General features: G+C 62.2%; 24 protein-coding genes and 2 tRNA genes. 8 read left to right on the plus strand and 18 right to left on the minus strand.

The features are described from left to right. Window positions 1–92: 92 nt before the first annotated feature. From Tam10B_RS07475 to Tam10B_RS07490, 4 genes are all read right to left on the minus strand, one after another. Window positions 93–494, minus strand: a complete 402-nt coding sequence (locus tag Tam10B_RS07475; protein WP_093960629.1) for a Rid family detoxifying hydrolase — start codon at window positions 492–494, stop codon at window positions 93–95. Window positions 495–667: 173 nt separating this feature from the next. Further along, window positions 668–740 (minus strand) — tRNA-Arg (locus tag Tam10B_RS07480). 283 nt (window positions 741–1,023) lie between these two features. After that, window positions 1,024–1,764, minus strand: a complete 741-nt coding sequence (locus Tam10B_RS07485; protein WP_093960664.1) for an amino acid ABC transporter ATP-binding protein — start codon at window positions 1,762–1,764, stop codon at window positions 1,024–1,026. A 62-nt stretch (window positions 1,765–1,826) separates the two neighbouring features. Beyond that, window positions 1,827–3,380 carry an amino acid ABC transporter substrate-binding protein/permease gene (locus tag Tam10B_RS07490; RefSeq protein WP_233133649.1) on the minus strand — a complete coding sequence of 518 codons (1,554 nt, stop codon included), beginning with the start codon at window positions 3,378–3,380 and terminating at the stop codon, window positions 1,827–1,829. Between the two features lie 158 nt (window positions 3,381–3,538). Between Tam10B_RS07490 and Tam10B_RS07495 the strand changes: the two genes are divergently transcribed. Then, complete coding sequence (locus tag Tam10B_RS07495; protein WP_093960630.1) at window positions 3,539–4,156, plus strand: CYTH domain-containing protein; 618 nt, start codon at window positions 3,539–3,541, stop codon at window positions 4,154–4,156. Window positions 4,157–4,311: 155 nt separating this feature from the next. Here the strand turns inward: Tam10B_RS07495 and Tam10B_RS07500 are convergent, their stop codons facing one another. From Tam10B_RS07500 to Tam10B_RS07510, 3 genes are all read right to left on the minus strand, one after another. Then, a complete protein-coding gene (locus Tam10B_RS07500; protein WP_093960631.1) occupies window positions 4,312–5,268 on the minus strand; it encodes a tetratricopeptide repeat protein in 957 nt (318 codons plus the stop codon). 80 nt (window positions 5,269–5,348) lie between these two features. Then, entirely contained in the window at window positions 5,349–6,356 is a 1,008-nt protein-coding gene (locus Tam10B_RS07505) for a hypothetical protein (protein ID WP_093960632.1), read from the minus strand. Beyond that, on the minus strand, window positions 6,356–7,924 hold the full coding sequence (locus Tam10B_RS07510) for an MPP10 family protein (protein ID WP_093960633.1): 1,569 nt from the start codon (window positions 7,922–7,924) through the stop codon (window positions 6,356–6,358). Before Tam10B_RS07510 ends, Tam10B_RS07505 begins: the two co-directional genes overlap by 1 nt. A gap of 64 nt (window positions 7,925–7,988) precedes the next feature. Between Tam10B_RS07510 and Tam10B_RS07515 the strand changes: the two genes are divergently transcribed. Further along, window positions 7,989–9,011 (plus strand): FKBP-type peptidyl-prolyl cis-trans isomerase, encoded by a 1,023-nt coding sequence (locus Tam10B_RS07515; RefSeq protein WP_093960634.1) that lies wholly within the window; start codon window positions 7,989–7,991, stop codon window positions 9,009–9,011. A 233-nt stretch (window positions 9,012–9,244) separates the two neighbouring features. Here Tam10B_RS07515 and nucS read toward each other — a convergent pair whose 3' ends face one another. The 10 genes from nucS to Tam10B_RS07565 all read right to left on the minus strand — a co-directional run bounded on the left by nucS (window position 9,245) and on the right by Tam10B_RS07565 (window position 18,998). Next, entirely contained in the window at window positions 9,245–10,012 is a 768-nt protein-coding gene (gene nucS, locus Tam10B_RS07520; RefSeq protein WP_093960635.1) for an endonuclease NucS, read from the minus strand. 224 nt (window positions 10,013–10,236) lie between these two features. Then, window positions 10,237–10,536 carry a F0F1 ATP synthase subunit epsilon gene (locus Tam10B_RS07525; RefSeq protein WP_093960636.1) on the minus strand — a complete coding sequence of 100 codons (300 nt, stop codon included), beginning with the start codon at window positions 10,534–10,536 and terminating at the stop codon, window positions 10,237–10,239. Then, complete coding sequence (gene atpD / locus Tam10B_RS07530; RefSeq protein ID WP_093960637.1) at window positions 10,536–12,026, minus strand: F0F1 ATP synthase subunit beta; 1,491 nt, start codon at window positions 12,024–12,026, stop codon at window positions 10,536–10,538. Before atpD ends, Tam10B_RS07525 begins: the two co-directional genes overlap by 1 nt. A gap of 7 nt (window positions 12,027–12,033) precedes the next feature. Next, window positions 12,034–12,945, minus strand: coding sequence for a F0F1 ATP synthase subunit gamma (locus Tam10B_RS07535; RefSeq protein WP_093960638.1), 912 nt, complete (start codon window positions 12,943–12,945; stop codon window positions 12,034–12,036). A gap of 3 nt (window positions 12,946–12,948) precedes the next feature. Continuing rightward, window positions 12,949–14,592 (minus strand): F0F1 ATP synthase subunit alpha, encoded by a 1,644-nt coding sequence (atpA, locus tag Tam10B_RS07540; protein ID WP_093960639.1) that lies wholly within the window; start codon window positions 14,590–14,592, stop codon window positions 12,949–12,951. 63 nt (window positions 14,593–14,655) lie between these two features. Continuing rightward, a complete protein-coding gene (locus tag Tam10B_RS07545; RefSeq protein WP_093960640.1) occupies window positions 14,656–15,474 on the minus strand; it encodes a F0F1 ATP synthase subunit delta in 819 nt (272 codons plus the stop codon). Window positions 15,475–15,528: 54 nt separating this feature from the next. Beyond that, window positions 15,529–16,065, minus strand: coding sequence for a F0F1 ATP synthase subunit B (locus tag Tam10B_RS07550; protein ID WP_198947558.1), 537 nt, complete (start codon window positions 16,063–16,065; stop codon window positions 15,529–15,531). Window positions 16,066–16,124: 59 nt separating this feature from the next. Beyond that, window positions 16,125–16,358: an ATP synthase F0 subunit C gene (atpE, locus tag Tam10B_RS07555; RefSeq protein ID WP_093960642.1), complete on the minus strand. Its 234-nt coding sequence runs from the start codon at window positions 16,356–16,358 to the stop codon at window positions 16,125–16,127. A 164-nt stretch (window positions 16,359–16,522) separates the two neighbouring features. Then, window positions 16,523–17,347: a F0F1 ATP synthase subunit A gene (gene atpB, locus Tam10B_RS07560; protein WP_093960643.1), complete on the minus strand. Its 825-nt coding sequence runs from the start codon at window positions 17,345–17,347 to the stop codon at window positions 16,523–16,525. A gap of 616 nt (window positions 17,348–17,963) precedes the next feature. Then, window positions 17,964–18,998 carry a homoserine O-succinyltransferase gene (locus Tam10B_RS07565; RefSeq protein ID WP_093960644.1) on the minus strand — a complete coding sequence of 345 codons (1,035 nt, stop codon included), beginning with the start codon at window positions 18,996–18,998 and terminating at the stop codon, window positions 17,964–17,966. Between the two features lie 289 nt (window positions 18,999–19,287). On the opposite strand from Tam10B_RS07565, the gene Tam10B_RS07570 reads away from it, so the two are divergent. Next, window positions 19,288–19,361, plus strand: a tRNA-Met gene (locus Tam10B_RS07570). On the opposite strand, the gene Tam10B_RS07575 is transcribed toward Tam10B_RS07570, so the two are convergent. After that, window positions 19,321–19,734 carry a helix-turn-helix domain-containing protein gene (locus tag Tam10B_RS07575; protein WP_093960666.1) on the minus strand — a complete coding sequence of 138 codons (414 nt, stop codon included), beginning with the start codon at window positions 19,732–19,734 and terminating at the stop codon, window positions 19,321–19,323. The two genes, Tam10B_RS07570 and Tam10B_RS07575, sit on opposite strands and share 41 nt — an antisense overlap. A 252-nt stretch (window positions 19,735–19,986) precedes the next feature. Here Tam10B_RS07575 and Tam10B_RS07580 point away from each other — a divergent pair, with 252 nt between their 5' ends. The 5 genes from Tam10B_RS07580 to Tam10B_RS07600 all read left to right on the plus strand — a co-directional run bounded on the left by Tam10B_RS07580 (window position 19,987) and on the right by Tam10B_RS07600 (window position 23,045). Next, complete coding sequence (locus Tam10B_RS07580) at window positions 19,987–20,256, plus strand: XRE family transcriptional regulator (RefSeq protein WP_093960645.1); 270 nt, start codon at window positions 19,987–19,989, stop codon at window positions 20,254–20,256. 135 nt (window positions 20,257–20,391) lie between these two features. Further along, entirely contained in the window at window positions 20,392–20,790 is a 399-nt protein-coding gene (locus Tam10B_RS07585) for a hypothetical protein (protein ID WP_093960646.1), read from the plus strand. Then, window positions 20,790–21,383, plus strand: a complete 594-nt coding sequence (locus tag Tam10B_RS07590) for a hypothetical protein (RefSeq protein WP_143248594.1) — start codon at window positions 20,790–20,792, stop codon at window positions 21,381–21,383. The genes Tam10B_RS07585 and Tam10B_RS07590 overlap by 1 nt, the downstream gene beginning before the upstream one ends. Before the next feature lies 1 nt (window position 21,384). Then, window positions 21,385–22,623: a helix-turn-helix domain-containing protein gene (locus tag Tam10B_RS07595; protein WP_093960648.1), complete on the plus strand. Its 1,239-nt coding sequence runs from the start codon at window positions 21,385–21,387 to the stop codon at window positions 22,621–22,623. Beyond that, window positions 22,620–23,045: a WhiB family transcriptional regulator gene (locus Tam10B_RS07600; protein ID WP_093960649.1), complete on the plus strand. Its 426-nt coding sequence runs from the start codon at window positions 22,620–22,622 to the stop codon at window positions 23,043–23,045. The genes Tam10B_RS07595 and Tam10B_RS07600 overlap by 4 nt, the downstream gene beginning before the upstream one ends. Window positions 23,046–23,059: the final 14 nt, after the last annotated feature.

Below are 23,059 nucleotides of genomic sequence, written 5' to 3' on the forward strand. Positions count from 1 at the left end.
CAGACCGACGTACCGGCCGGTGCCCCTACCGCGAACGATCAGTGAATCGTCATGAACGAACCGTGGAACGAACCGTCGTATGGAACGGCAGGTCACTCCGCGTCGTTGAGCACGGCGATGGCGTCGATCTCCACGAGCGCGCCCTTGGGGATGTTGTTGCCGCCGAACGCCACGCGGGCGGGCTTGACGGATCCGATGAACACCTTGGCGTACTCGCCGTCGATCTCCTTGAAGTCGTCGACGTTCTTCATGTAGATGGTGGCGCGCACGATGTTCTCGATGCCGCTGCCGGCCGCGTCGAGGATATGCTTGATGTTCTTCAGCGCCTGTGCGGTCTGTTCGCCGGCGGAGGGGCCCGCCAGTTCGCCGGTGTGCGGGTCGATGCCGAGCTGGCCAGAGACGAACACGAATCCGTTCGCCTTCACCGCCTGGCTGTAGGCGCCGAGCGCGGCCGGTGCGTACGCGGTCGCGACCTCTTCAAGCTTGTCCACCATGATGTCCTCCTTGAACCATTTCAACCGTTGTCATGCCGCGTCGACGTCCCATCTGCCGTCGCGACTTGCCGACCATGGTAGCGCCCGAAGCGCCGCGGCCTGCGTTATCGCCCGATATACGGCCACATACGCAAAAAGCCCGCTCCTCATTCCGAGGAAACGGACCTTATTCGTGGGCTCGATGGGGATCGAACCCACGACCTTCTGTTCCGGAGACAGACGCTCTATCCACTGAGCTACGAACCCGAATCCCGCAATGGCATTACAGCCGTCCGCGGGCACTGGTGATTAGTTTACACGCGAGATGGACTTTGGGAGGGAAGGCGGGGAATTATTGGACCGTTGAACTTCAATCACGGCCTTAGGGCTCCCGGCGCCCGCCCCTCCCCTCAGTCTGCCTTCGGCAGCCAGCTCCCCTCCCCAGGAGGGGAGCCAGATTCCAAACCCGGCGTTCTCCCTCCCAGGGAGGGAGATGTCACTGCGCAGCAGTGACAGAGGGAGGGGCCAGCACCCGATCACGGCTACGCGATCACAGCACCTTGGACAGGAAGGAGCGCAGACGCGGGCTCTGCGGATTGCCGAAGACCTGCTCCGGGGTGCCTTCCTCCTCGATCACGCCGGCGTCGGTGAAGATCACGCGCGTGGAGACCTCACGGGCGAACGCCATCTCGTGCGTGACGAGCAGCATGGTCATGCCCTTCTTGGCCAGATCGCGGATCACCTGCAGCACGTCTCCCACCATCTCCGGGTCGAGTGCGGATGTAGCCTCGTCGAACAGCATGATCTGCGGGTCCATGGCGAGCGATCGAGCGATGGCCACGCGCTGCTTCTGGCCGCCGGACAGCGATTCGGGATTGGCGTCGGCCTTCTCCTCGAGCCCCACCATGCGCAGCAGCTCGAGCGCGCGGGCGCGCGCCTTGTCGGCCGGCACCTTCTTGATGAGCGTGGGCGCCAGCGTGATGTTCTCCGCCACGGTCATGTTGGGGAACAGGTTGAAGTGCTGGAACACCATGCCGATGTGCTCGCGCGTCTTGTCGATGTTGGTCTTCGGATCGGCGATGTCGTCGCCGAGCACCACGATCGAGCCGGACGACGGGGTGTCGAGGCCGTTGAGGCAGCGCAGGAACGTGGACTTGCCGGCGCCGGACGGGCCGATGATCGAGATGACCTCGCCCGCATGCACCTGGCAGTTGATGCCCTTGAGCACCTCGTTGCCACCGAAGCTCTTGCGCAGGTCCTTCACGTCGATGACGACGTCGGACTTCTGCATGTCACCGTTCTTCACGGCATCGTTCTGCGTGTTGGTCGCGTTCGTCGCGTTGGTTGCTTCACTCATCGCTTGTTCATCCTCCGATCAACGATATTGGCGAGCCAGGTGAGCAGCGTGATAGCCACGAAGTAGATCACGCCGACCATGAGCAGCGTCTCGGTGACGCGGAAATTGGCTGCGTAGATCTGCTGGGCCTGGTAGAGCAGTTCGCCGAAGCCGATGGCGAGCAGCAGCGAGGAGTCCTTGAGCATGATGACCAGCTGGTTGATGATGGCAGGGGTGCCGATCTTCACGGCCTGCGGCAGGATCACCTTGCGCATGGCCTGACCATAGTTGAGGCCGAGCGAGCGAGCGCCCTCCATCTGGCCCTTGTTCACGGATTCGATGGCGCCGCGCACGATCTCCACCAGGTAGGCTCCTGAGTTGAGCGACAGCGTGAGCGCGCCGGCCACCCAGATGTTGATGCTGTGGCCGATGAGCTGCGGGATGCCGAAGTAGAAGAAGAACGCCCACACCAGAATAGGCGTGCCGCGGAAGATGGCCACGTACACGCGGGCGATCCACGCGAGCACCGGGTTGGGCGATACGCGCATCAGGCCGAGCACAATGCCCAGCACGAGCGCGATCACGAAGGAGATCGCGGTGATGAGCAGCGTGTTCTTCAGACCGGTCATCAGCGCGGGGAACGAGTCCGCGGCCAGATCGATGAAGCTCTTCTTGGTGCTGGACGCGTTGGCGTTGGAGGCGGCACTGGAGGTGCTGTCCTCACCGAGGTACTTGGCGAGGATCTTGTCGTATTCGCCGGTTTCCTTCAGGTGGGCAAGTCCGGTGTTGAACGCGGCCATCAGATCCTCGTTCTGGCCCTTGTTCACGGCGAAACCGTAGGATGCGCCGGGAACCTTGGGGGTGACGGTCTTCAGTCCGTTGCCCTGGGCGATGCCGTAGGCGAGCACCGGGTAGTCGTCGACCACGGCGGCCGCGTTGCCGGACTTGACCATTTCGTACATGGTGGCCGACTGGTCCACGGATTTGACGGTGTAGCCGTACTTCTTCGCGTTCTTCTTGGCGAACGCCTCACCTTCGGCGCCCGTCTTGGCCACGACGGTCTTGCCCTTGAGATCCTCGTATCCCTTGATCTCGTCATTGTTCTTGGCGATGGCCATCTGCACGCCGGACTGGAAATACGGGTCGGAGAAGTCGTAGACGGCCTTGCGCTCGTCGGTGATCGACATGCCGGCGATCACGCCGTCGGCCTGACCGGACGACAGCGCCTGCAGGGCGGCGTTGAATCCGAGCGACTGAATTTCCACGGTAAAGCCCTGGTCCTTGGCGATGGCACGAAGCATGTCCATGTCGATGCCGACCATCTGTCCGCTGGAATCACGGAATTCGAACGGTGCGAAAGTGGTATCGGTGGCAACCTTGAAGGTCTTGCCCTTGACTGCGGCCACGTTTTCGGTGCTGGCGGCCGTATCTTCGGCGGCGTTCGCCGTGGAAACTCCAAGGGAGCCAAGGCCGGCCACGCACAGCAGCAGGGCCAGCATCATGCCGACCATCATCCGCCACTGCGAAGCGCGCCGCATCACGACGGCGCCGATCTTCTTCTCAATATGCATAAGATTGAGCTCCTTTACAAAACGCCAATAGTGTACACAATGGGCGGTTTCCATCCTGTTACCGGCAGTATTCCGTCGATTAAGACAGAGGTTGTCCTTGCGACAGCGTTTGCGCCGATCGGCTTTTCTTGCCTTTCGATTTTCGTTACGATGGTGCCATGGTGGATGAATTCGAATATGAGCGTCGTTTCTACTGCCGTGAGTTTCCGAACGAGTGCGACGACGGCGACGCGCCACTGCTGATGGTGCAGAGTTATTTCCTGCATCAGGATGGTTTTGCGCTGCGCTTGCGCGTGCAGGCGCGCGGCGTACGTGTGCCGATGGGCTCGCAGACGGATGGTCTGACCACGCTGATGCAGTATCGGGAGGCGTTCCGAGAGGCGTATATCACGGTGCTGGGCTCGCCGGTGAGCGGCACGCGATATGAGGCGGAACGGACAGTGGATGCCGATATCGCCGCGGAGATGATTTTGCGTGGCGGTACGCCGATCATCAAGAACCGGTACAGCGTGTGGATCGGCGAGGACGGATGGAATATCGACGTGTTCGGCGCGAACAATGCCGGTCTGATCGTGGCGAAGGTGGAGCGATCGAGTCCGGTGACGAATCTGCTGATCCCCGGCTTCTGCACGACCGAGGTGACCGACGATCACCGTTTCTACAACGATGGGCTCGCGTCACGGCCGTTCATCACCTGGCGGGATGATTTCCTCGCCAGTCTGGACCGCGACGGAGCCCAATACTCTCAGCTTTTCGGCCAAAACCGCTACGAATAGACCACTCTTCAAGTGCTCCCTCCACGGGAGGGAGCTGTCACACCAAACGGTGTGACTGAGGGAGGGATCGCGGACCGGCTGGTGTTCGATCCCTCCCTCTGTCATGACATTCGTCATGACATCTCCCTCCCCTGGAGGGAGAACAGAAGGACACCTCAGTACATCAGCGTGGCGAGGCGCCTACGGGCGCGGGCCACACGCGGATCCTTTGCGTCCGGAATGGAGAAGTACTCGAGCAGACGCTTGCGCACCGGCTCCACGTCGGCCTTGTGACCGGCGAGGAAGTCGAGCAGACGATCGAACGCGTCCTGAATCTGCCCGCCGATCATATCGATGTCGGCCACAGCCAGCTGGGCCTCCACGTCATCCGGGGCCTCGGCGGCGGCGGCACGCACCACACGCACGTCGGCCGAGCCGGAACGGTCGAGCAGCAGGGCCTTGGCATGTTCACGGGCCGCGCGCACATCATGCGGATCGGCCTCCATGAGCTTGGCGTACTCAGCGGCAGCACCGGCGTAGTCGCCCTCCTGCGCCAGCTGATGAGCCTTGGCATGCGATTCGGGGATGGCCTCGGTCTCCGGCGCGGCAGGAGCGCCATCGCCGGCGGCACCCTCCTGATACGGGGCAGTGCCGGTCACACCGGCCTGCTGGGCCATCTGGATGAGCTGCGGGATGAGCTGATCCACGATCTGATCGAGCTCGGCATCAGAGGGCACACCCTGCAGAATCGGCATCGGACGGCCACCGATCAGGCCGTAGAGCGCCGGAGCTCCCTGAGCCTGCAGCGCCTGTGCGATGGTCGGACTCTTGGCGATGTCGATGCGGGACAGCTGGATCTTGCCTTCGAGCTTGTTCACCGCCTCACCGAGCTTGCGGGCGATGCCGAAACAGCGGTCGTCGTCGGTCACCCACAGCAGCAGCAGGATCGGGAACGTGGCCGACGTCTGCACCATGGCCTGGAAGGTGCTCTCATCGGTATCGATCACATAGCCGCCAGCCGCCGGAGCTCCCCCGGCCTGACCGGCCTCGGCATCCACCTTGTGCTTGAGGGCCTCGAGATCCACGGCCCCGGCCAACGACATTCCCGGATTGAACGGCTTCTTGTCCGCCATCACTGCTCCTTTTTGCTATTCCCTATTACCGCTTTCGCCCCTGCCTGTCCGGCACGGGCATCTACCCGTAGTCTAGTGCTCTACTGCGCCTCGACCTTGATGGGCTGACGTTCGGCGCCCACGGCCTGGATCTTCTCGCCCGAGTCGGACTTAGGCACGAACAGAGCCACCACGTTCACGTAGGTGACCTTCATGCTGCTGGTGGCGGTGCCATCGCCGAACAGCGCCTTCTCCGCGTCGGATGCGGGCAGCGATTCACGTCCCTCGCCGGCGGTGCGGGTCCATTCGGAGTTGATCTGAGCCACCACGAGATCGCCGCCGCCAGCCGCACGCATCACCTTGATCTGGTCGGGCTGCACGGTGAACGTCTGCGTCTGAGTGCCAGCGTTCGCCTCGATGCCCTTCTGCACGGTCGCGGTCAGCGTGGCGAGATCGCTGCGCAGCTGGTCGTCGTTGAAGTCACCGGCGTACTGGCTGCCGCTGCCGTTCTGCAGTAGATCGGCATAGTGCGCCACGGCGTCGGCCGGTGTGCTCACCAGACCGGAGTCGTCGGCGTCGCCCATCTTGGATCCGAGCTTGGGGATCTCGAAGGCGGGCAGCTGGGCGCCCTGGAACAGGCGGACCAATCCCCACAGCTTGTAGTTGCTGCGGGCGCTGTCCTGATTAAGCACGAGCAGACGCTGCGACTGCTGGTCGTCGGTGGTGGTGGTGATCGTGAAGATTGACCTGGGCCAGCTGGAGTCCGTGGGGATCACGGTCTGGCTGATCTTGTCGGGGATGGTGGCGTGCGGATCAAGGTTGCCGGTGGCCTGCGCGATGGTCAGCTGGCTGGAACGCACCTCGAGTTCCGGTCCCTCCACACGTTCGGCGAGCGCGTTCGCGTCCTTGGAGTCATCGGCCTGCTTGAGCACGTCGAGGATCTTGGTGCGGATCTTCTTTTCCTGTGCCTCGGTCATCACCGGAGACGCGGTGGACGACGACGCGGTGGACGTCACCTTGGGTACGGTTTCGCTGCAGGCGGCGAGTGCGGGCAGCATCGCCACGGTGAGCGCGGCCGCGGCGATGCGGACGATCGTGGATTTTCTCATCACTCGGCCTCCTTCCTGCCGTCGTTGTCGTTGCCGTCAATATCATCCGTCGCATGGTCCGCGTCGGTTTCCTCGGGTTCGGTCCCGATCAGTGTCGGTTCGCTCGCCTCCGTCGCAGCGGCGTCGGCCAGGTGTCCGACGGTTTCACCCTGATCCGAGGCGGCGGCCTGCTCCGCGTTCGCCGCGTTCTCCGCAGCCAGTCGCGCGAAGTATTCCTGCAGTTCGTCGGTGCTCACCGCGGGCGTGTTCTGCTGGAGCAGATTGACCGACGTGACGTCGAGCACTTCGGGACCTTCGGATTCGGATTCCTCCCGAAGTTCCTTTTCTACGGCCTCCCTGCGGTGTGAGTGGTGCCGGCGGCGGAATTCGCGGCGGTTGCGTTCCGGCGACGGCGGCTTCGCTCCGGCATGCATCCAGTGCGGCTTGCCGTCCTGATCGAGCATCTCCTCTTCGGTGAGCGCGGTCACATGCGCATTCTCCAGAGTCTTCTTCTTGCGACGACGGTGCCCTTCGAGCGAGAACAGCGTGGCGGCGAGAATGGCCATCACCACAAGCAGGCCACCCACGAAGAAGAACGGCATGGCGAAGTTCGGCACGGTGGCGCGCGTCCAGCTCATGGTGAAGTCAAGCTTAGTCGAGGCGTTCTGGTCAGAGCCCTGAACGCTGACGAGGATCACGCGGTCGCCGCCGTCGCCCTTCCACTGCATGCTCGCCTTGTCGTTGGCGCAAATGACCTTCTCCCACATGTCGGAGTCGGCGAATGCGACGGATCCGGTGTCGCCGGAATCCTTGGTGGACGAGGACTGCGTGGTGAACTTCTGCCATGTATCCAGTCCGTTCACGCGCGTGTATTTCTGTCCGGACAGCCATCCGGTGGCGTCTCGTGCGGATGTGACGGCGATGCACACCTGATCTCCGGACGCGGCGGTGGCGCTGATATCCACGGTGTTGTCGGCGAGGGCGAGCACACCCGGATCGGTGACCAGATAGTTCGTCGACAACGTCCCGGTGGAGACGGACACGTGCGGGTTCGGCTTCCAGATGGTCGCATTGAGTCCGCCGAACACGAACGACGCCACGGCGAGCAGACCGAGCAGCGGGGTGACCACGCCTCGCATGATCCTCACATGACGACGGTGCTTGCGCTTGGCAGCCTCTTCAGGATCCGCGTCGTCTTCCGCATCGGCGGCACCGGATTCGTCCGTCGCATTGTCGGATTGCGGTTCGACGACGTCGGAATCAGCGGTGTCTGGACCGGCGACGACAGGCTCGTCGTCTGCCACGGCGGCCGTTTCGGAGGACGAGTCGTCAACGGCGACAACGCCCTTGGGATCGGTATCGTCGACATGGTCGAGTCCGTCATCCGCGGCGCCAGTGTCCGAGGTCTTGGACTCGTCGGCATTCACGTCGGCACGCTCGCGGTGCGGCATGAATTTGAATAGGTCAAGTTGCGATGACGGATTCTCGCGTCGTTCAGGCAAGGCCGAACCGCCGGCCGTCTGCGCGGCCGACCCCTTCCCGTCCTTGGACGATTCGTCATCCTGATTCTGCAGGTTCGTATCACTCATATTGATTGCCATTCTACAAGCCACCACTTATTACGGTCAGGAAATGCCGTTAGAGTAGGGGATTATGCGTGATTTCAACTCCATTATCCGTCAGCGCGCACGCCGCGCAATCGCCCTGGTCTGCACCGTCGCGTTGGGCGTCTCCCTCGCCGCGTGCGGCTCCAGCAACTCCGGTTCCTCCGACAAGTCGAGCAGCTCCTCCTCGTCCTCGTCGTCATCGGTCAAGCTGACCGCCATGACCGGCATCTCCGCGGAAGGCGAGCTCGGCAAGGAGCCGAAGGTCTCCTTCAAGACCCCGCTCAACGTCAAGAACTACAGCTATCAGGTCCTGCAGAAGGGCAACGGCGACAAGATCGAAGACGGCGACCGTCTGTGCGTCCAGCAGATCGCCTACGACGCCGAGACCGGCAAGCAGCTGGAGAATGCGAACACCTGGACCACGAACACCCCCGAATGCTCCATGGTGATGAACACCAACGCGATCAACCAGGAGTACTACGACCTGTTCAAGGGCAGGAAGGTCAACACCACCATCGCGTTCGGCTTCGACGACAGCTCCTCCGCCTCCGCCAGCGCATCCTCCAGCTCCGACGGCATCACCACGGCCACCGCCACCAAGTACATCATCGTGCTCACCGTGGTGTCCAAGTCCAAGGCGCTCACCCGCGCCACCGGTGAGAAGGTCACCGACATCCCGGCCGACCTGCCCAAGGTCACGCTCGACAAGAACGGCAAGCCGTCCATCGATATGAACAACTACAAGCCCGGCGACCAGCTCGTGGTGCAGACCCTCATCAAGGGCTCCGGCAAGGAGGTCAAGGACACCGACACCGTCAGCGCCAACTACACCGGCTGGCTCGCCAGCAACGGCAAGCAGTTCGACTCCTCCTGGGACCGCGGCGCCGCCAGCGACTTCTCGCTCGATCAGGTCATCAAGGGCTGGAAGCAGGGTCTTGCCGGCCAGACCGTCGGCTCCCAGGTCCTGCTCATCATCCCGGCCGACCTCGCCTACGGTTCCACCGAGCAGAACGGCATCCCCGCTAACTCGACGCTGGTGTTCGTGGTAGACATCCTCGACGCCTACTAAAGCGAATTGGGTGGGCGACGGAGCGTCGTCGGCGTTGCGGAAGGCTCGACGTACTGTTGTACGCCTTCGCCTTGCGCGCCTTGACGACGCAAGCGTCGCCCACCCAATTCCACCATTTCCACCCCACTGGTGCGATGGCGTTCTCCCTCCGAGGGAGGGAGATGTCGCTGCAAACGCAGTGACAGAGGGAGGGATCCCATCCCAAGACCATCGCATCACATCAATTTAGAACTTCAGAACAACCTCAACTCATCCGATTCGGTGCTCTTCATCTCGTCGTAATCCAGAATCAGGCACTCGAATCCACGATCCTTGGCCAGCACCTGCGCCTGCGGCGTGATGGTCTGCGCAGCGAAGATGCCGCGGACCGGCGCCAGCAGCGGATCGCGGTTCAGCAGCTTGCAGTAGCGAGTCAGCTGTTCCACGCCGTCAATGCCGCCGTGACGCTTGATCTCGATGGCCACATGCATGCCTTCGGCGTCCACGGCCATGATGTCTACCGGGCCGATGGCGGTCGGGTATTCACGACGAATCAGCTTGGCGCCCTCACCGATGCGTTCGATCTGTTCAGCCAGATACCGCTGCAGATGATCCTCCACGCCGTCCTTGACGAGTCCCGGATCCTCCCCCAGGTCGAAGTCCTGATCCGAATACACGTGGTACAGCTTCACGACCAATACGTCAGACGACTTGTCCGCCGTCACGCGCAGCTGCCGGATAGGCTTGGGGGCGATCAGATCGTCATCGACGACGTTGGTATCAGCAGCATCAACGGAAGCATCGTCAACGGCCGGCGTATCGGACGCGTCACCGTCGGTCAGATCGGTTTCCTTGATCTTGCACGGCGCGGACATCCAGTTGAGCGGCTTGTACGATCCCAGTTCGGAGAAGATCAGGCAGCTCGAGTCGGCCTTGATCAGGATCACGCGTTTGGCTTGCGGAAGCGAGGCATTGAGGCGGCCGGAATACTCGGCCGAACAGTCGGCGACGATAATACGCATACAGCACAGGATAACGAATCCCCTGACCGTCGCGGCGCTCGCCGGCCCCCGCCGCTCCCGCCGGCCGTTCCCCGACGACCGCCCAGCTCAGGACATTCTCGCCAAAACATTCTCTCCGAAGACGCGGAAAGGGTGCGCAGCCGAACGAATCAGCTGCGCACCCTTTCATGTGCGGTCACCAAGTCACTCACGTGACGTGGCGGAAACCCCGAACGAGGACTGCCTCACTCGGCGGAGGCGTTGAGGTCAACGCCGTCCTTGCAGGTCTCCACGGCCACGGTGAGCTTGTTGGAGTCGAAGGAGATGAAGCCGTCGGTCACCTCGAAGCCGAGCGTTTCGCCGTTCGGCTGAATGACCTTGATCAGCCCGTCCTTGGTGGCGGTCATGACCGGCTCGTGGTCGGCGAGGATGCCCATGGAACCCTCGGAAGCCGGAATGCTGATCTGCACCGCGGTCCCCGACCACACAGGGCGGTCGGCGGCCACGATGTTCACCTGGATGGTGGGCTTGTCGGTCGCTGCCATCAGGCCGCGAACTCCTTCTGCATGTTGTGCCACTTCTCCTCGAGGTCGTCAATGCCGCCGATGCCGGAGAACGCCTGCTCCGGAACGTCGTCGTACACGCCGTCGCAGATGCGCTTGAACGCCTCGACGGTCTCGTCCTTCGACACGTAGGAGCCGGGACGACCGGTGAACTTCTCGGCCACGTAGAAGTTCTGACCGAGGAACTGCTCGATCTTACGGGCACGGTTGACGGTGGTCTTGTCCTCTTCGCCGAGCTCGTCGATACCGATCAGGGCGATGATGTCCTGCAGCTCCTTGTTACGCTGCAGAATCGCCTTGACGCGGTTGGCGGTCTCGTAGTGGTCCTGACCCACGTAGCGCGGATCGAGGATTCGCGAGGTGGAGGCCAGCGGATCCACGGCCGGGTAGATACCCTTCGAGGCGATCTCACGGGAAAGCTCGGTGGTCGCGTCGAGGTGGGCGAAGGTCGTGGCAGGCGCCGGGTCGGTGTAATCATCGGCCGGCACGTAGATGGCCTGCAGCGAGGTGATGGAGTGACCACGGGTCGACGTGATTCGCTCCTGCAGCGAGCCCATCTCATCCGCCAGGTTCGGCTGGTAACCCACTGCGGACGGCATACGGCCGAGCAGCGTGGACACCTCGGAACCCGCCTGGGTGAAGCGGAAGATGTTGTCGATGAAGAGCAGCACGTCCTGGTTCTGCACGTCGCGGAAGTACTCTGCCATCGTCAGAGCGGTCAGCGGCACGCGCAGACGCGTTCCCGGCGGCTCATCCATCTGGCCGAAGACCAGAGCGGTCTTCTCGAGCACGCCAGCCTCGTCCATTTCGCCGATCAGATCGTTACCCTCACGGGTACGCTCACCGACGCCGGCGAACACGGACACACCACCGTGGTTCTGCGCGACTCGCTGGATCATCTCCTGGATCAGCACGGTCTTGCCGACGCCTGCGCCGCCGAACAGACCGATCTTGCCGCCCTGCACGTACGGGGTCAGAAGGTCGATGACCTTGATGCCCGTCTCGAACATCTGGGTCTTGGACTCCAGCTGATCGAATGCCGGCGGGTTGCGGTGGATGCCCCAACGCTCCTTGACGACGATCTTCTCGTCGGGCTTCTGGTTGAGGATGCGGCCGGAGACGTCGAACACGTGTCCCTTGGTCACATCGCCGACCGGAACCTCGATCGGGCCGCCCGTGTCGGTCACGCTGGCGCCGCGGACCAGACCGTCCGTAGGCTTCAGGGCGACGGCGCGCACGGTGGAGTCACCGAGGTGCTGTTCGACCTCGAGCATGATCGTGTGGCTGGTCTCGCCTTCGGTGGAACCCACCGCGGCGATCTCCACAGTCAAGGCGTTATAGATATCGGGCAGGTGACCCACCGGGAACTCAATATCGATAACCGAGCCTTGGACACGAACAATGCGGCCCTGCGAGGCTGCCGAGGCGTCCACCTCGGCTGCCGTTGCCGCAGCTACATTACTTTCTGCCATGGCGTTCCTATTCTTTCTCGTTATTCAATGCATCAGCGGAGCCGATGATTTCTGTAAGCTCCTGCGTGATCGCTGCCTGACGCGTGGCGTTGAGCTTACGGGTCAGTTCGTCGATCAGATTGCGGGCGTTGTCGGTGGCGGTGTGCATGGCGTTCTGCCTGCTTGCCGTCTCCGAGGCCGCGCTGGTGAGCAGGCACTCGTGGATACGCGACTGCACGTACTTCGGAAGGACGCGATCGAGGACCTCGTCACGACTGGGCTCGAAAGTGTAGAGCGGCTGGGCCTCGGGCACACCGGATGCCTCGGCCTGTTCGCCTTCGACGCTCACGATCTCCACGGGCAGCATCCTGAGGATGCGCACCTTCTGCACCACCATGTTCACGAACTCGGTGAACACGACGTACAGCTCGCTCACGCCGCCTTCGTCGGCCGGCTTCATGTAGGCGTCGAGCAGGGCCTTGGAGATTTCCTCGGCGACTTCGACGCCGGGAGCGTCGGAGTTGCCTTCCCAGGTGCCCCGCACGTCGCGGCCACGGTACTTGTAGTACGTGACGCCGCGACGGCCGTAGACATAAAGCTCGGGCTTCTTGCCCTTGTCGTCAAGCTTGGCCAGCAGGCTCTCCGTCTCACGGATGATCGAAGAGGTGTATGCACCGGCCATACCTCGATCCGCCGTGAGGGCGAGGACGGCCACGCGCGGGTTGTCCTCGTCCTTCCTCACGATCGGATGCGAGATATGGGTGTGCTGGGCCAGAGCCTGGACTGCATCGAAAATCGCATCGGAGTAAGGCTTCGCGGCCAGGGCCACGTTGCGGGCCTTGGCGATGCGAGAGCTTGCGATCATCTCCTGCGCGTTGAAGATCTTCTCCAACGACGACGTGGAGGCGATTCGCGCCTTATATGCGAGTTGCGATGCCATGGACTACTCCTCCTTGGTCGAGGCCTTCGGCGCGACCAGCTTCTCCTGCTCGACAGGGGTGTCGGTCTTCTCGACGGGCTTCTCGGCCACCAGCGGGGTGCCGTCGTGCTGGACGAAGGTGTTGCGGAAGTCGTCAACGGCCTTCTCCAGGGCCTTCTCGGTGTCGGCCGTGAAGTCCTCGGTATCGCGGATGGTCTTCAGGATGTCGGTGTTGTGGTCAACGTAGTCCAGCAGACCGTGCTCGAACGGCAGCACGTCGACCAGATCGAGGTCGTCGAGCTTGCCATGCGTGCCGGCCCACACGGACACGACTTCCTGCTCCATCGAGTACGGGGAGTACTGCGGCTGCTTCAGCAGCTCGGTCAGGTGCGCACCGCGGTTCAGCTGGGCCTTGGACGCCGCATCCAGATCGGAGGCGAACATGGCGAAGGATTCCAGCGAACGGTACTGCGCCAGCGAGATCTTCAGCGTACCGGAGACCTTCTTCAGCGCCTTGGTCTGCGCCGCGCCACCGACTCGGGACACGGAGATACCGACGTCCACTGCCGGACGCTGGTTGGCGTTGAACAGGTCGGACTGCAGGAAGATCTGGCCGTCCGTGATGGAGATGACGTTGGTCGGAATGTACGCGGAGACGTCGTTCGCCTTGGTCTCGATGATCGGCAGACCGGTCATGGAACCGCCGCCCAGATCGTCGGACACCTTCGCGCAGCGTTCGAGCAGACGCGAATGCAGGTAGAAGACGTCGCCCGGGTACGCCTCACGCCCCGGCGGGCGACGAAGCAGCAGCGAGATCGAACGATAGGCCTCGGCCTGCTTCGACAGATCGTCGAAGACGATGAGCACATGCTTGCCGTGGTACATCCAGTGCTGGCCGATGGCCGAGCCGGTGTACGGGGCAATGTACTTGAAGCCTGCGGAATCGGATGCCGGGGAGGCCACGATCGTCGTGTACTCCATGGCGCCGGCCTCTTCGAGGGCCTGACGCACGGAAGCGATGGTGGAGCCCTTCTGGCCGATGGCCACATAGATGCAGCGGACCTGCTTCTTCGGATCTCCGGATTCCCAGTTGGCCTTCTGGTTGATGATGGTATCGATCGCGATGGCGGTCTTACCGGTCTGGCGGTCGCCGATGATGAGCTGACGCTGTCCACGACCGATCGGGGTCATGGCGTCGATGGCCTTGAGGCCGGTCGACAGCGGCTCATCGACGGGGTGACGGTGCATCACGTCAGGGGCCTGCGCCTCGAGGATTCGACGACCCTCGGCCTTGATCTCGCCAAGGCCGTCGATCGGCTTGCCCAGCGGGTCGACGGTACGGCCCAGGTAGCCGTCGCCAACCGGCACGGAAAGCACGTCGCCGGTGCGGCGCACTTCCTGACCCTCTTCGATGCCTGCGAAGTCACCGAGGACGACCACACCGATTTCTCGGGCGTCCAGGTTGAATGCCAGACCGAGCGTGCCGTCCTCAAAGGTCAGCAGCTCGTTGGCCATGCAGCCGGGGAGACCCTCCACGTGCGCGATGCCGTCGCCGGCCGTCTTGACGGTTCCGACTTCCTGGGTCGGAGTGTCGGACGGCTTGTAGGACTCGACGAAGTCGTCGAGCGCCTGGCGTATCGCCGCGGGATCGATGGTCAATTCTGCCATTGATCACTCCTTTTGTTTGTTTCTGTTCAAGAACGTCTAATTCGTTCGTACGGCGTGCCGGGACTAGGCCACGGCGCGCTTGAGGTTCTGCAGCTGTGCCGCCACAGTGTTGTCGGTGACCTCCGAACCCATCTGGATGCGCATGCCTCCGAGCACCTTGGGATCGACCACGCTGTTGACGAAGACCTGACGACCGACCTTCTTCGAGTACACGGCCTTGATCTTCTGGAACTGCTCGTCCTTCAGCGGGACGGCGCTCGTGACCGTGACCATGTAACGATCGCGGTGTTCGGCCGCGACGTCGATCAGCCAGTTGATCGTCGACAGGTATCGGCGGTTGCGCAGGTCCCTGGTGGCGTGTTCCGCCAGATCGACCGTGACCGGATCGAGCGCCTGACCCTTAAGCAGGGTGTTCAGGAACTTGACTCGGGTCTCCGGCTCGGCGTGCGAGTCGGACAGTCGCTGACGGACGACCGGCAGGTTGAGCAGCGCGCTCGACAGCTGGGACAGCTGAATCGAAACGGCGGAGCACTTGCCTCGCGAGTCGGCCTCGCACAGCAGGGCCTCCACGGCCACGTCCTCAGTCGCATCCGCGATGTCGGCCGGACGGCTCCAGTTGCTGGCCACGAGCGACTCGACGATCTCGAGCGTGAGCGGCCTCACCTTGCCGGCGAGGATGGCACGCACGAGCTTGGTCTTGTCGTCCGCGGAACGCGAAGGATCGGTGAGCGAGCGCTCGAGCTGGCGGTTGGCGTCGAGGATGGCGGCGAAGTCGAACAGCTCATCGCCAACCGTCTTCGCAGCCGCTCCGGCCTTGTCCAGCTTGGGACCATAGGTCTTGAGCACGGCCTTCACCGAACTGGATGAAGTTTCTCCGTACATCGGATTTTCACCTCCTGCCTTCTGTGTTCACGTGATGCACCGGTGCGGTCGCCATTACTTGGCGGCCTTTCCGGCACCCTGCTTGTCGAGCTCGTCGAGCATGGAATCGATCATCGTGGACTGCACGTCGGCGTCGGACAGCTTGTTGCCCAGAATCTTGCCGGCAAGAGCGGTGGCCAGTGCGCCGACCTCGCCCTTCAGGCTCACGAGGGCCTGCTGCTGCTGGGATTCCAGGGACTTCTGCGCGGTCGCGGTGATCTGCGCGGCATCGGCCTCGGCCTTGGTGCGGGCGTCGGCGATGATGTGCGTGGCTTCGCTGCGGGCGTCGTCGCGGATCTTCGCTGCGTCGATGCGGGCGTTGTTCAGCTGGTCCTCATACTTCTTCTTCGCCGCGTCGGCCTCGGCCTGGGCCTTCTCGGCCTTGGCCATGCCGCCTTCGATCTTTGCGGTCCTCTCGTCGAAGATCGACTGGAACTTCGGCAGGAAGAACTTGTAGAAGAAGATTGCGACGACGATCAGGATGACAGCCGACCAGAAAATGTCATAGGACTTCGGCAGGAACAGATCGATTCCGCCTTCGGCCATTGTCACCATGTTCGCCTCCTTTCACTCGTGTTGATAATGAATATCTCGTTATCTTCGAGTGCGGATCAGGCGGTGAAGATGAAGCCGGAGATGAAGCCGAGGAGGGCAAGGAACTCGATCAGACCGAAGCCGATCCACATCAGGGTCTGGATGCGGCCGCCCAGTTCGGGCTGGCGAGCGGTGGCCTCGATGGCCTTGCCGAACACGATGCCGACGCCGATGCCGGGGCCAATGGCGGCGAGGCCGTAACCGATGGCGCTCAGATTACCGGTCACCTGAGCCAGAGTGATGAGATCCATTGTTGTTTCCTTTCTTTCAGTTCCGTGAGCCCACGAAACAAAAACTGCGGATGATGTTCAGTTATACGATCTTGAGTTATTGCGATATACGGAGATATCAAGTGTTGTCGGCCGTTTCCGCCACCGCCTTGTGGACGGGAACGGGAAGCCGGCGTCCCTTCGGATCAGTCTTCCTCCGGGTAGCTCATATTGATGTACACCGTGGAGAGCGTGGCGAAGATGAACGCCTGCAGGTAGGCGACGAACGCCTCGAACAGGGTCATGATGAAGCCGAACGCAAAGGTGACTACACCGGCGCCCATCATCAGCTTGTTCTCCGTAAGAATCAGGAAGAACTGCGTGGCCGAGAAGCACAGCGCCACGATCAGGTGGCCGGCGATCATGTTGGCCAGAAGTCGCAGGGTCAGCGATGCCGGACGGATGATCAGGATATCGATGAGCTGCATCGGCACCAACAGGATCAGCACCGGGAACGGCACGCCGGGAGGGGTGCACTCCTGCTTGAGGTAGCTGATCAGGCCCTGCTCACGGCACGCGGCGATCCAGTACTGCACGAACGTCCATGCCGCGAAGATCAGCGGCATCATGATCGTGGCCGTGGCCGCGATGTTCATGCCGGGGATGATGCCGCACAGATTGAAGAAGAAGATCGTGAAGAAGATCGTGCAGATCATCGGCACGTAGCGCTTGCCGCGCAGCTCGCCCATGACCTCATAGACGATCTTGTCGCGAACGTATTCGATGCCCCACTCCACGAATCCCTGCCAACGGCCGGGGATCAGCTTCGCACGGCTGGCGCTGATGCCGAGGATCAGCAGCATGACGACGGTCATGATCACACGGACGAGAATGATGCGATTCATCGCGAACGGCGTGCCCGCGAACAGGATCTCCGGTGGAAGGAACTCGTCGATCTGGGGGATTTCCGGCCCTTCAGCCGCGGCGAGAGTCATGCCCGCTGCCCCCATCAATTCAGCAACACCTGCCATTGTTGCATGCCTCCTCTTTGTTGAACCTGAACCAATATAACGCTTCTTCGGCGCAATATGTGTCACAGACGTTAATTAGCCGACTGTACACCTACGTACAGGTTGGCAGTCTTCCTTTAACCCCTCTAGGATACAGGATTTTCCAAGAAACGAAACAGCGACATCGTTCAAATTTCGGCACTTCCCGATCGGGGGCATCGCGGCGCCTTCGGTGGGCGGCTTTATGTTAGGGCTCACATTGCAAAGCCGCCCAAAGCAACACCGAATCGACACCTGTCTAAATAATCGTTCCGAAAATCAGACACATCAGACGACTTTCATCGGCCCGTATTTTCGTTGGAATTCCAGTGATCGGTCACACGCAACACGCAGTTTGACGACATTACCCACAGATCTCACTATGTGGACGCACTGCGTCATGCAAGGGAACCGGAAGCCTGCCAAGCGTCATACCGTGCGCGCTCATGCCGAGGCCCCCGATTCGCATCGCAGCGACCAGCGTTCCCTCGGAGGGAGCACGCGGATTTTCTTACTTCGTGCTCCCTCCAGGGGAGGGAGCTGTCACGCGAACGCGTGACTGAGGGAGGGATCCATCCCGGAAAAGCGCCTCACTCCCCTACCGTTCGATCACGCCGTACCCGCAGCCGTCGAACGTATGGAAGTCGTCTCCGCGCGGACCGGCCGGCGAACGACGATACCGCCGATCGGTCCCCAGACGCTTCTCCGCACGCAGCTGCGGCACCTCGCGCAGATCGTATGGCGTGGTCTGATACACCCAGTTCAGCCAGTTGCGCCACAACAGGTTCGCATGCGCACGCCAGGCGAACAGCGGCTCCTGACTCGGATCGTCGTGCGGGAAGTAGTTGACGGGGAACGGCACGTTCGTCAGACCGCGCGACATGTCGCGCTCGTACTCCTCGGCCAGCGTCCACTTGCCGTACTCCCAATGGCCGAGTGCGAACACCTCCGAGAAGTCACGCGTGGCCACCAGCCCCGGGCCGCTCTCCTCTCCCCAGGTCAGCACCTGCAGATCCTCGTTGGCACGGATGTCGTGCATGTCAACGTCGGCCAGACGCGAGTGCGGCTGCAATGCGATCTCGTCGAATCCGTTGGTGATGAAGCAGTATTCGTCCTGCAGACGCTGCGGAAACACGCCGAAGATCTTCTGATCGAGCACATGCTTGCGCACGCCGTAGCGATGATAGAGCGCGCCCATTGCGCCCCAGCACAGATACATGGTGGAGAACACGTGCGTGCCCGCCCAGTCGAGAATGCGACGGAACTCGTCCCAGTAGTCCACGTCCTCGAACGGCATGTGCTCCACGGGCGCGCCTGTGACAACCAGACCGTCGTAATAGTTGTCCTCGAACGCGTCGAGGTTCTCATAGAACTTGAGCAGGTGATCGCGGCTCACGTGCGTGGCCTCGTGCGTGGACGTCTTCATGAAGTCCACGTCTACCTGCAGAGGGGACTTGGAGATCAGACGAAGCAGCTGCGTCTCCGTCTCGATCTTCTTGGGCATCAGATTGAGGATCACCAGACGCAGCGGACGCACGCGCTGCTGTTCGGCGTCGGCTTTTTCCAACGCGAAGATGCGCTCTGAGTCGAGTATGGCACGGGCCGGCAGACCCTCGGGAATCTTGATAGGCATAGTCCCAATTATTGCAGTGCCGTGTAAATCCCCAAAACCATTCAATGCGCCCCAAGGAAGGAAGACCCCCGAGCACTGCCTCACACGCCCCGTTTCAACGTGCTCCCTCCTCGGGAGGGAGCTGTCACGCAATGCGTGACTGAGGGAGGGCCACAACCCCAAAAACGACACGCCGACAAACCCCAACAATCCCAACGATGTATCACAACAAAATCCCCCACAGCCACACTCCCGCTTGACATCCCCGCTCGAATCCATAGACTATATAGACGTTGCCTGTTAAGGCCGACGCGGGGTGGAGCAGCTCGGTAGCTCGCTGGGCTCATAACCCAGAGGTCCATGGTTCAAATCCATGCCCCGCTACAAATTCGGTCTCCGAAAGGAGACCTACGAAAAACCGTGGTTTGGAGTTTCCGGCCACGGTTTTTTCGTTTTCCTGCATTCGCGCTACGAAATCTTCGTCCTGTCGGTAATAGGTATCGTCAATCAAATCATTGACAGTAACTCCCAATTCCCTTGCCGCAAGATACAACTGTTCCAGCTTTATCTTCGTGGTTCCATTGAGCATCTGCGTAACGGCGGGCCGGGTCACTCCCATCGCCTTCGCAAGATCCTTCTGCAGCTTCCCCGTCAACCTCATATACCGGCGAATGTTGTATCGCACTACTTCGGCAAAACGAGCGGCAGCCTCTTCCCTATCGGCAGCCACAAAATTTACGGCTTCCGTCACACTCATGCGCGTATCCCTTCAATCTTTTGACTAACATAGGTCATCATATCAAACGAAAGTTAGAAAACCTAAACTCGTCCAGCCGTCGGAAATCTAAATAAAAACGCATCTCAGGCCATAAATTCCAACGAAAACGACACGCCGTCGAACCCAACAGTAACAACATATTTCCGAAAGTTAGAATTACTAACTTGAGGACATGGTTTCTTCCCTGTATTCTGAGGTTAGGAAATCTAACTTCTATGGAACGGAGAGGTCATGTCAAACATGAAGCGGTGGCTGCGCGAGATGGGTATTCCCAGCTCTCAATTGGCCGTTCAGACAAACCAGTCCCGATCCAGCATCACTCAGAAGTTGAATCGCAAGACCGAGTGGCAACGACGCGACTGTCTGCGCATCCGCGAGCTGTATGGCCTGTCTTCGGATTTCATTCAGGACCTCATCCCCTACGAAATGGAGTTCCCGTCCGGGAATCCGAGAGGAGGTGATGCCGCACTGTCATCGTTATGCGGGCGCGCCGCCCGTTGAGAAGCCAATGAATGAGGTGGCCGGCTCTCCAGGACCTGGAAGTGACGGAGGGCCGGCCGTGCAAATAACCGTTTCCCGGGCGTTCAAAATGTCGCCAAACGTTTTCCGCTCGGGTTGATCAAGGAGTTATCGCACATGTGTGATTTTACAAACGCAGCTTGCGGTTCCCTGAACACCTCCAAGGGTAAGGGTGGTTCCGGGGCGCCGAGTTTGGAAAAGGAAGATCTGTTGTCCCGTGTCATGGGACTGGCTGTCGATGATGATATCGCGGGTCTCGTGCACGCGGCGTACGGGCTTGCCCTGTTGGATGCGATGCGGGATTGCAATCGCGCTTCCGGTGACGTGGTCTCCGGTCATGTCGCGACGATGCGCGGGTTGGACGAGTCCGGTGCGACGGGGTCGTTCTCGGCGGTGGACTGGGATCGTGCGGAGCAGCGTGCCCTGGGCGCGTCGGAGTGCGGCACGGCGGTGCGTCACGCGCTGGAGCAGCGTCTGGCGATGCTGGAGCATCCGGCCGGTTCGGGGGTGCTGTGATGACCGGGTCGTGTCTGTTGGCGGCGGCCAGGGACTTGTCCCTGTTGGAGACGCCGTCGGATGATTCCTCGTTTCTCGAGGATCGTTGTCTGGGGTTTGACGAGCGGGTGCTGGCGTATGAGCGTCTGCATGGCCGGGTCTCGTCGCTCCGCGCGCTGGTGGATGCGGGCGGCTCGTTGGGTGGCCGGCATTGCTCGTGGCTGAGTGTTCCGGTGGTGCGGGGCTGTGATCCCGCGCGTTTGGATGCGGCGAAGACCACGCTGCTGCTGTTTCTGGCGATGCGGGGCGGTCTGCCGTTGCGTCGTGTGGAGTTCGACGCGGAGTCGGTGCTGCTGGACGCGGGTTCCCGGACGGCGACGGATCGTCTGTTCGTCGCGTGGATGGGCGTCGAGGCGTATCGGGCCGCGATGTGGGGTCTGACCTGTCTGAACGCGGGTCTGCCGCTGACCGCGGCGAACCGTGATGATTTCTATGCCGGCGTGGCCCATCACCTGATGGACCCGTCGGGTCTGGCCGTGGACGTGTCCCCGGCGTTCGTGCTGGGCATGCGCCTGGGCGCGGAGGCGGGCGACCGTCTGATCGGAGGTGAGTGACGTGACCGTGGTGACGATGGTGTGGGTCCAGAAGAACGTGACCTGCGTGGGCAACGCCACGAAGTCGGTGCTGGCGTATCTGGCGTTCCGCGCGCATTTCGATGACGGGACGGCGTCGTGGCCCGCGGTGGACACGATCTCGCATGATCTGGGCATCGGCAGGCGCACGGTGCAGCGGGCGATGGATCGTCTGCTGGAGATCGGTCTGATCGAGCTCGGCCAGCAGGATTTCGCGGGCTTCAACCCGAAGACGGGCGAGCCGGTGCGTCAGGACCGTCGCACGACCGTGTGGAACGTGGTGTGCCGTGACATCCCGTCCGAGGCGGTCGAGGAGGCCGAACCGGCCGAGTCCTCCCCCGCCGAGGTCGATGCCGAGGATGCAGGCATGTCCGTCGCCGATGCCGTGGACGACGGTGTGATGGAGGCGCCTGGAACCGGTTCCGGACAAAATGACGCCCCGTGCGTGGAGACTGAACGGGGTGACATTTTGTCCAAAAAGCGTGACATTTTGTCATCAAAACGTGACAAAATGTCACCCAATATACATAGAAATACATATAAATACATTTCCCCCTCTGTCCCCCATGGGGACATCTCCCCCTCCGGGGGCGAACCTGGTGATGAGGGTTCCGTCGATGGCGTGGCCGCCGTTGGCGGGGACCTGGTGGGTTCGTTCCTGGACTGGTTCTCCTCGAGGCGTGCCGAGCTGGGTCTGTCCCGTCGCGCGTTCTCGGATCGTGACCGTCGCGCGGTCGCCTCGCTGCTGGACCGTCTGACGGCCTCCGGGGCCTCCGATGCGGTGGTCGAGGCGAGGCGGGTGTGCGATCACGCGTTCTCCGATGCTCGGCTGGCCCGTCGGGTGTCGTCCCCGCGTCAGCTGGCCCGCCTGTTCGACGAGATCCGCGACGCGATGACGCTCGACGCCCGTTCCGCCCCGTCCGCCGGCACGTACGGGGTTCCGGACGATCTCGAGCATCGCTGCCGCAGGCTGCTGGACGGTCTGGGCGTCGAGGACGGCAACGACGGGTTCATGGCCCGCCGCGAGCTGCGCCGGCTGCTGCGCGAGGGCGTCGACGAGGCCGAGGCGCTGCGCGCGGCGTTGGACGCGGGCCTCGCGTATCAGGCTCGTCTGGACGCCGAGCGTCGCGACCGTGAGGCCGCCCGGAGCCGCCCGGCCGCGTCCGGCGCGTTCCGTCCGTCGTTCGCGGGCAATCCGATGTACCGGGGGGCCGTCTCATGACCGGCATGGAGCAGGCGTCGTGCGTGCGGGTCGCGGCGCGCAGTCAGGCGTTGGCGGATCAGATGTTCGCGGTCCCGGATTCCGGTCGTGTCGATCGGCGGGCGAGGCGTGCGGCCAGGAGGCTGTGCGATTCGTGTCCGGTGCGGGACCTGTGTCTGAGCGAGGCGCTGGCCCGTCGCACGAGGGACAACGTGCTGGCCGGTGGTCTGACCTATCAGGAGCGGTGCGTGCTGAGCCACGAGATCGCCGCGGATCTGGGCGTGACCCTGTGGGGTCTGGCGTCGGTGTCCCCGTCCACGGTGCTGGCCTGGCTTCGTGAGCATCCCCGGGCGGTGGAGCGGGCGCGGTCGTGCACCCGCGCCTACTGGCGGGACCGCAAGCGTTCCTCCAGCGCGGCTCTCGCTCAGGGTCGTCTGTTCTAGGGAGGCTCGTCGTG

The sequence above is a fragment of the Bifidobacterium vansinderenii genome (assembly GCF_002234915.1).
In the GTDB taxonomy this organism is placed as follows: Bacteria; Actinomycetota; Actinomycetes; order Actinomycetales; family Bifidobacteriaceae; genus Galliscardovia; species Galliscardovia vansinderenii.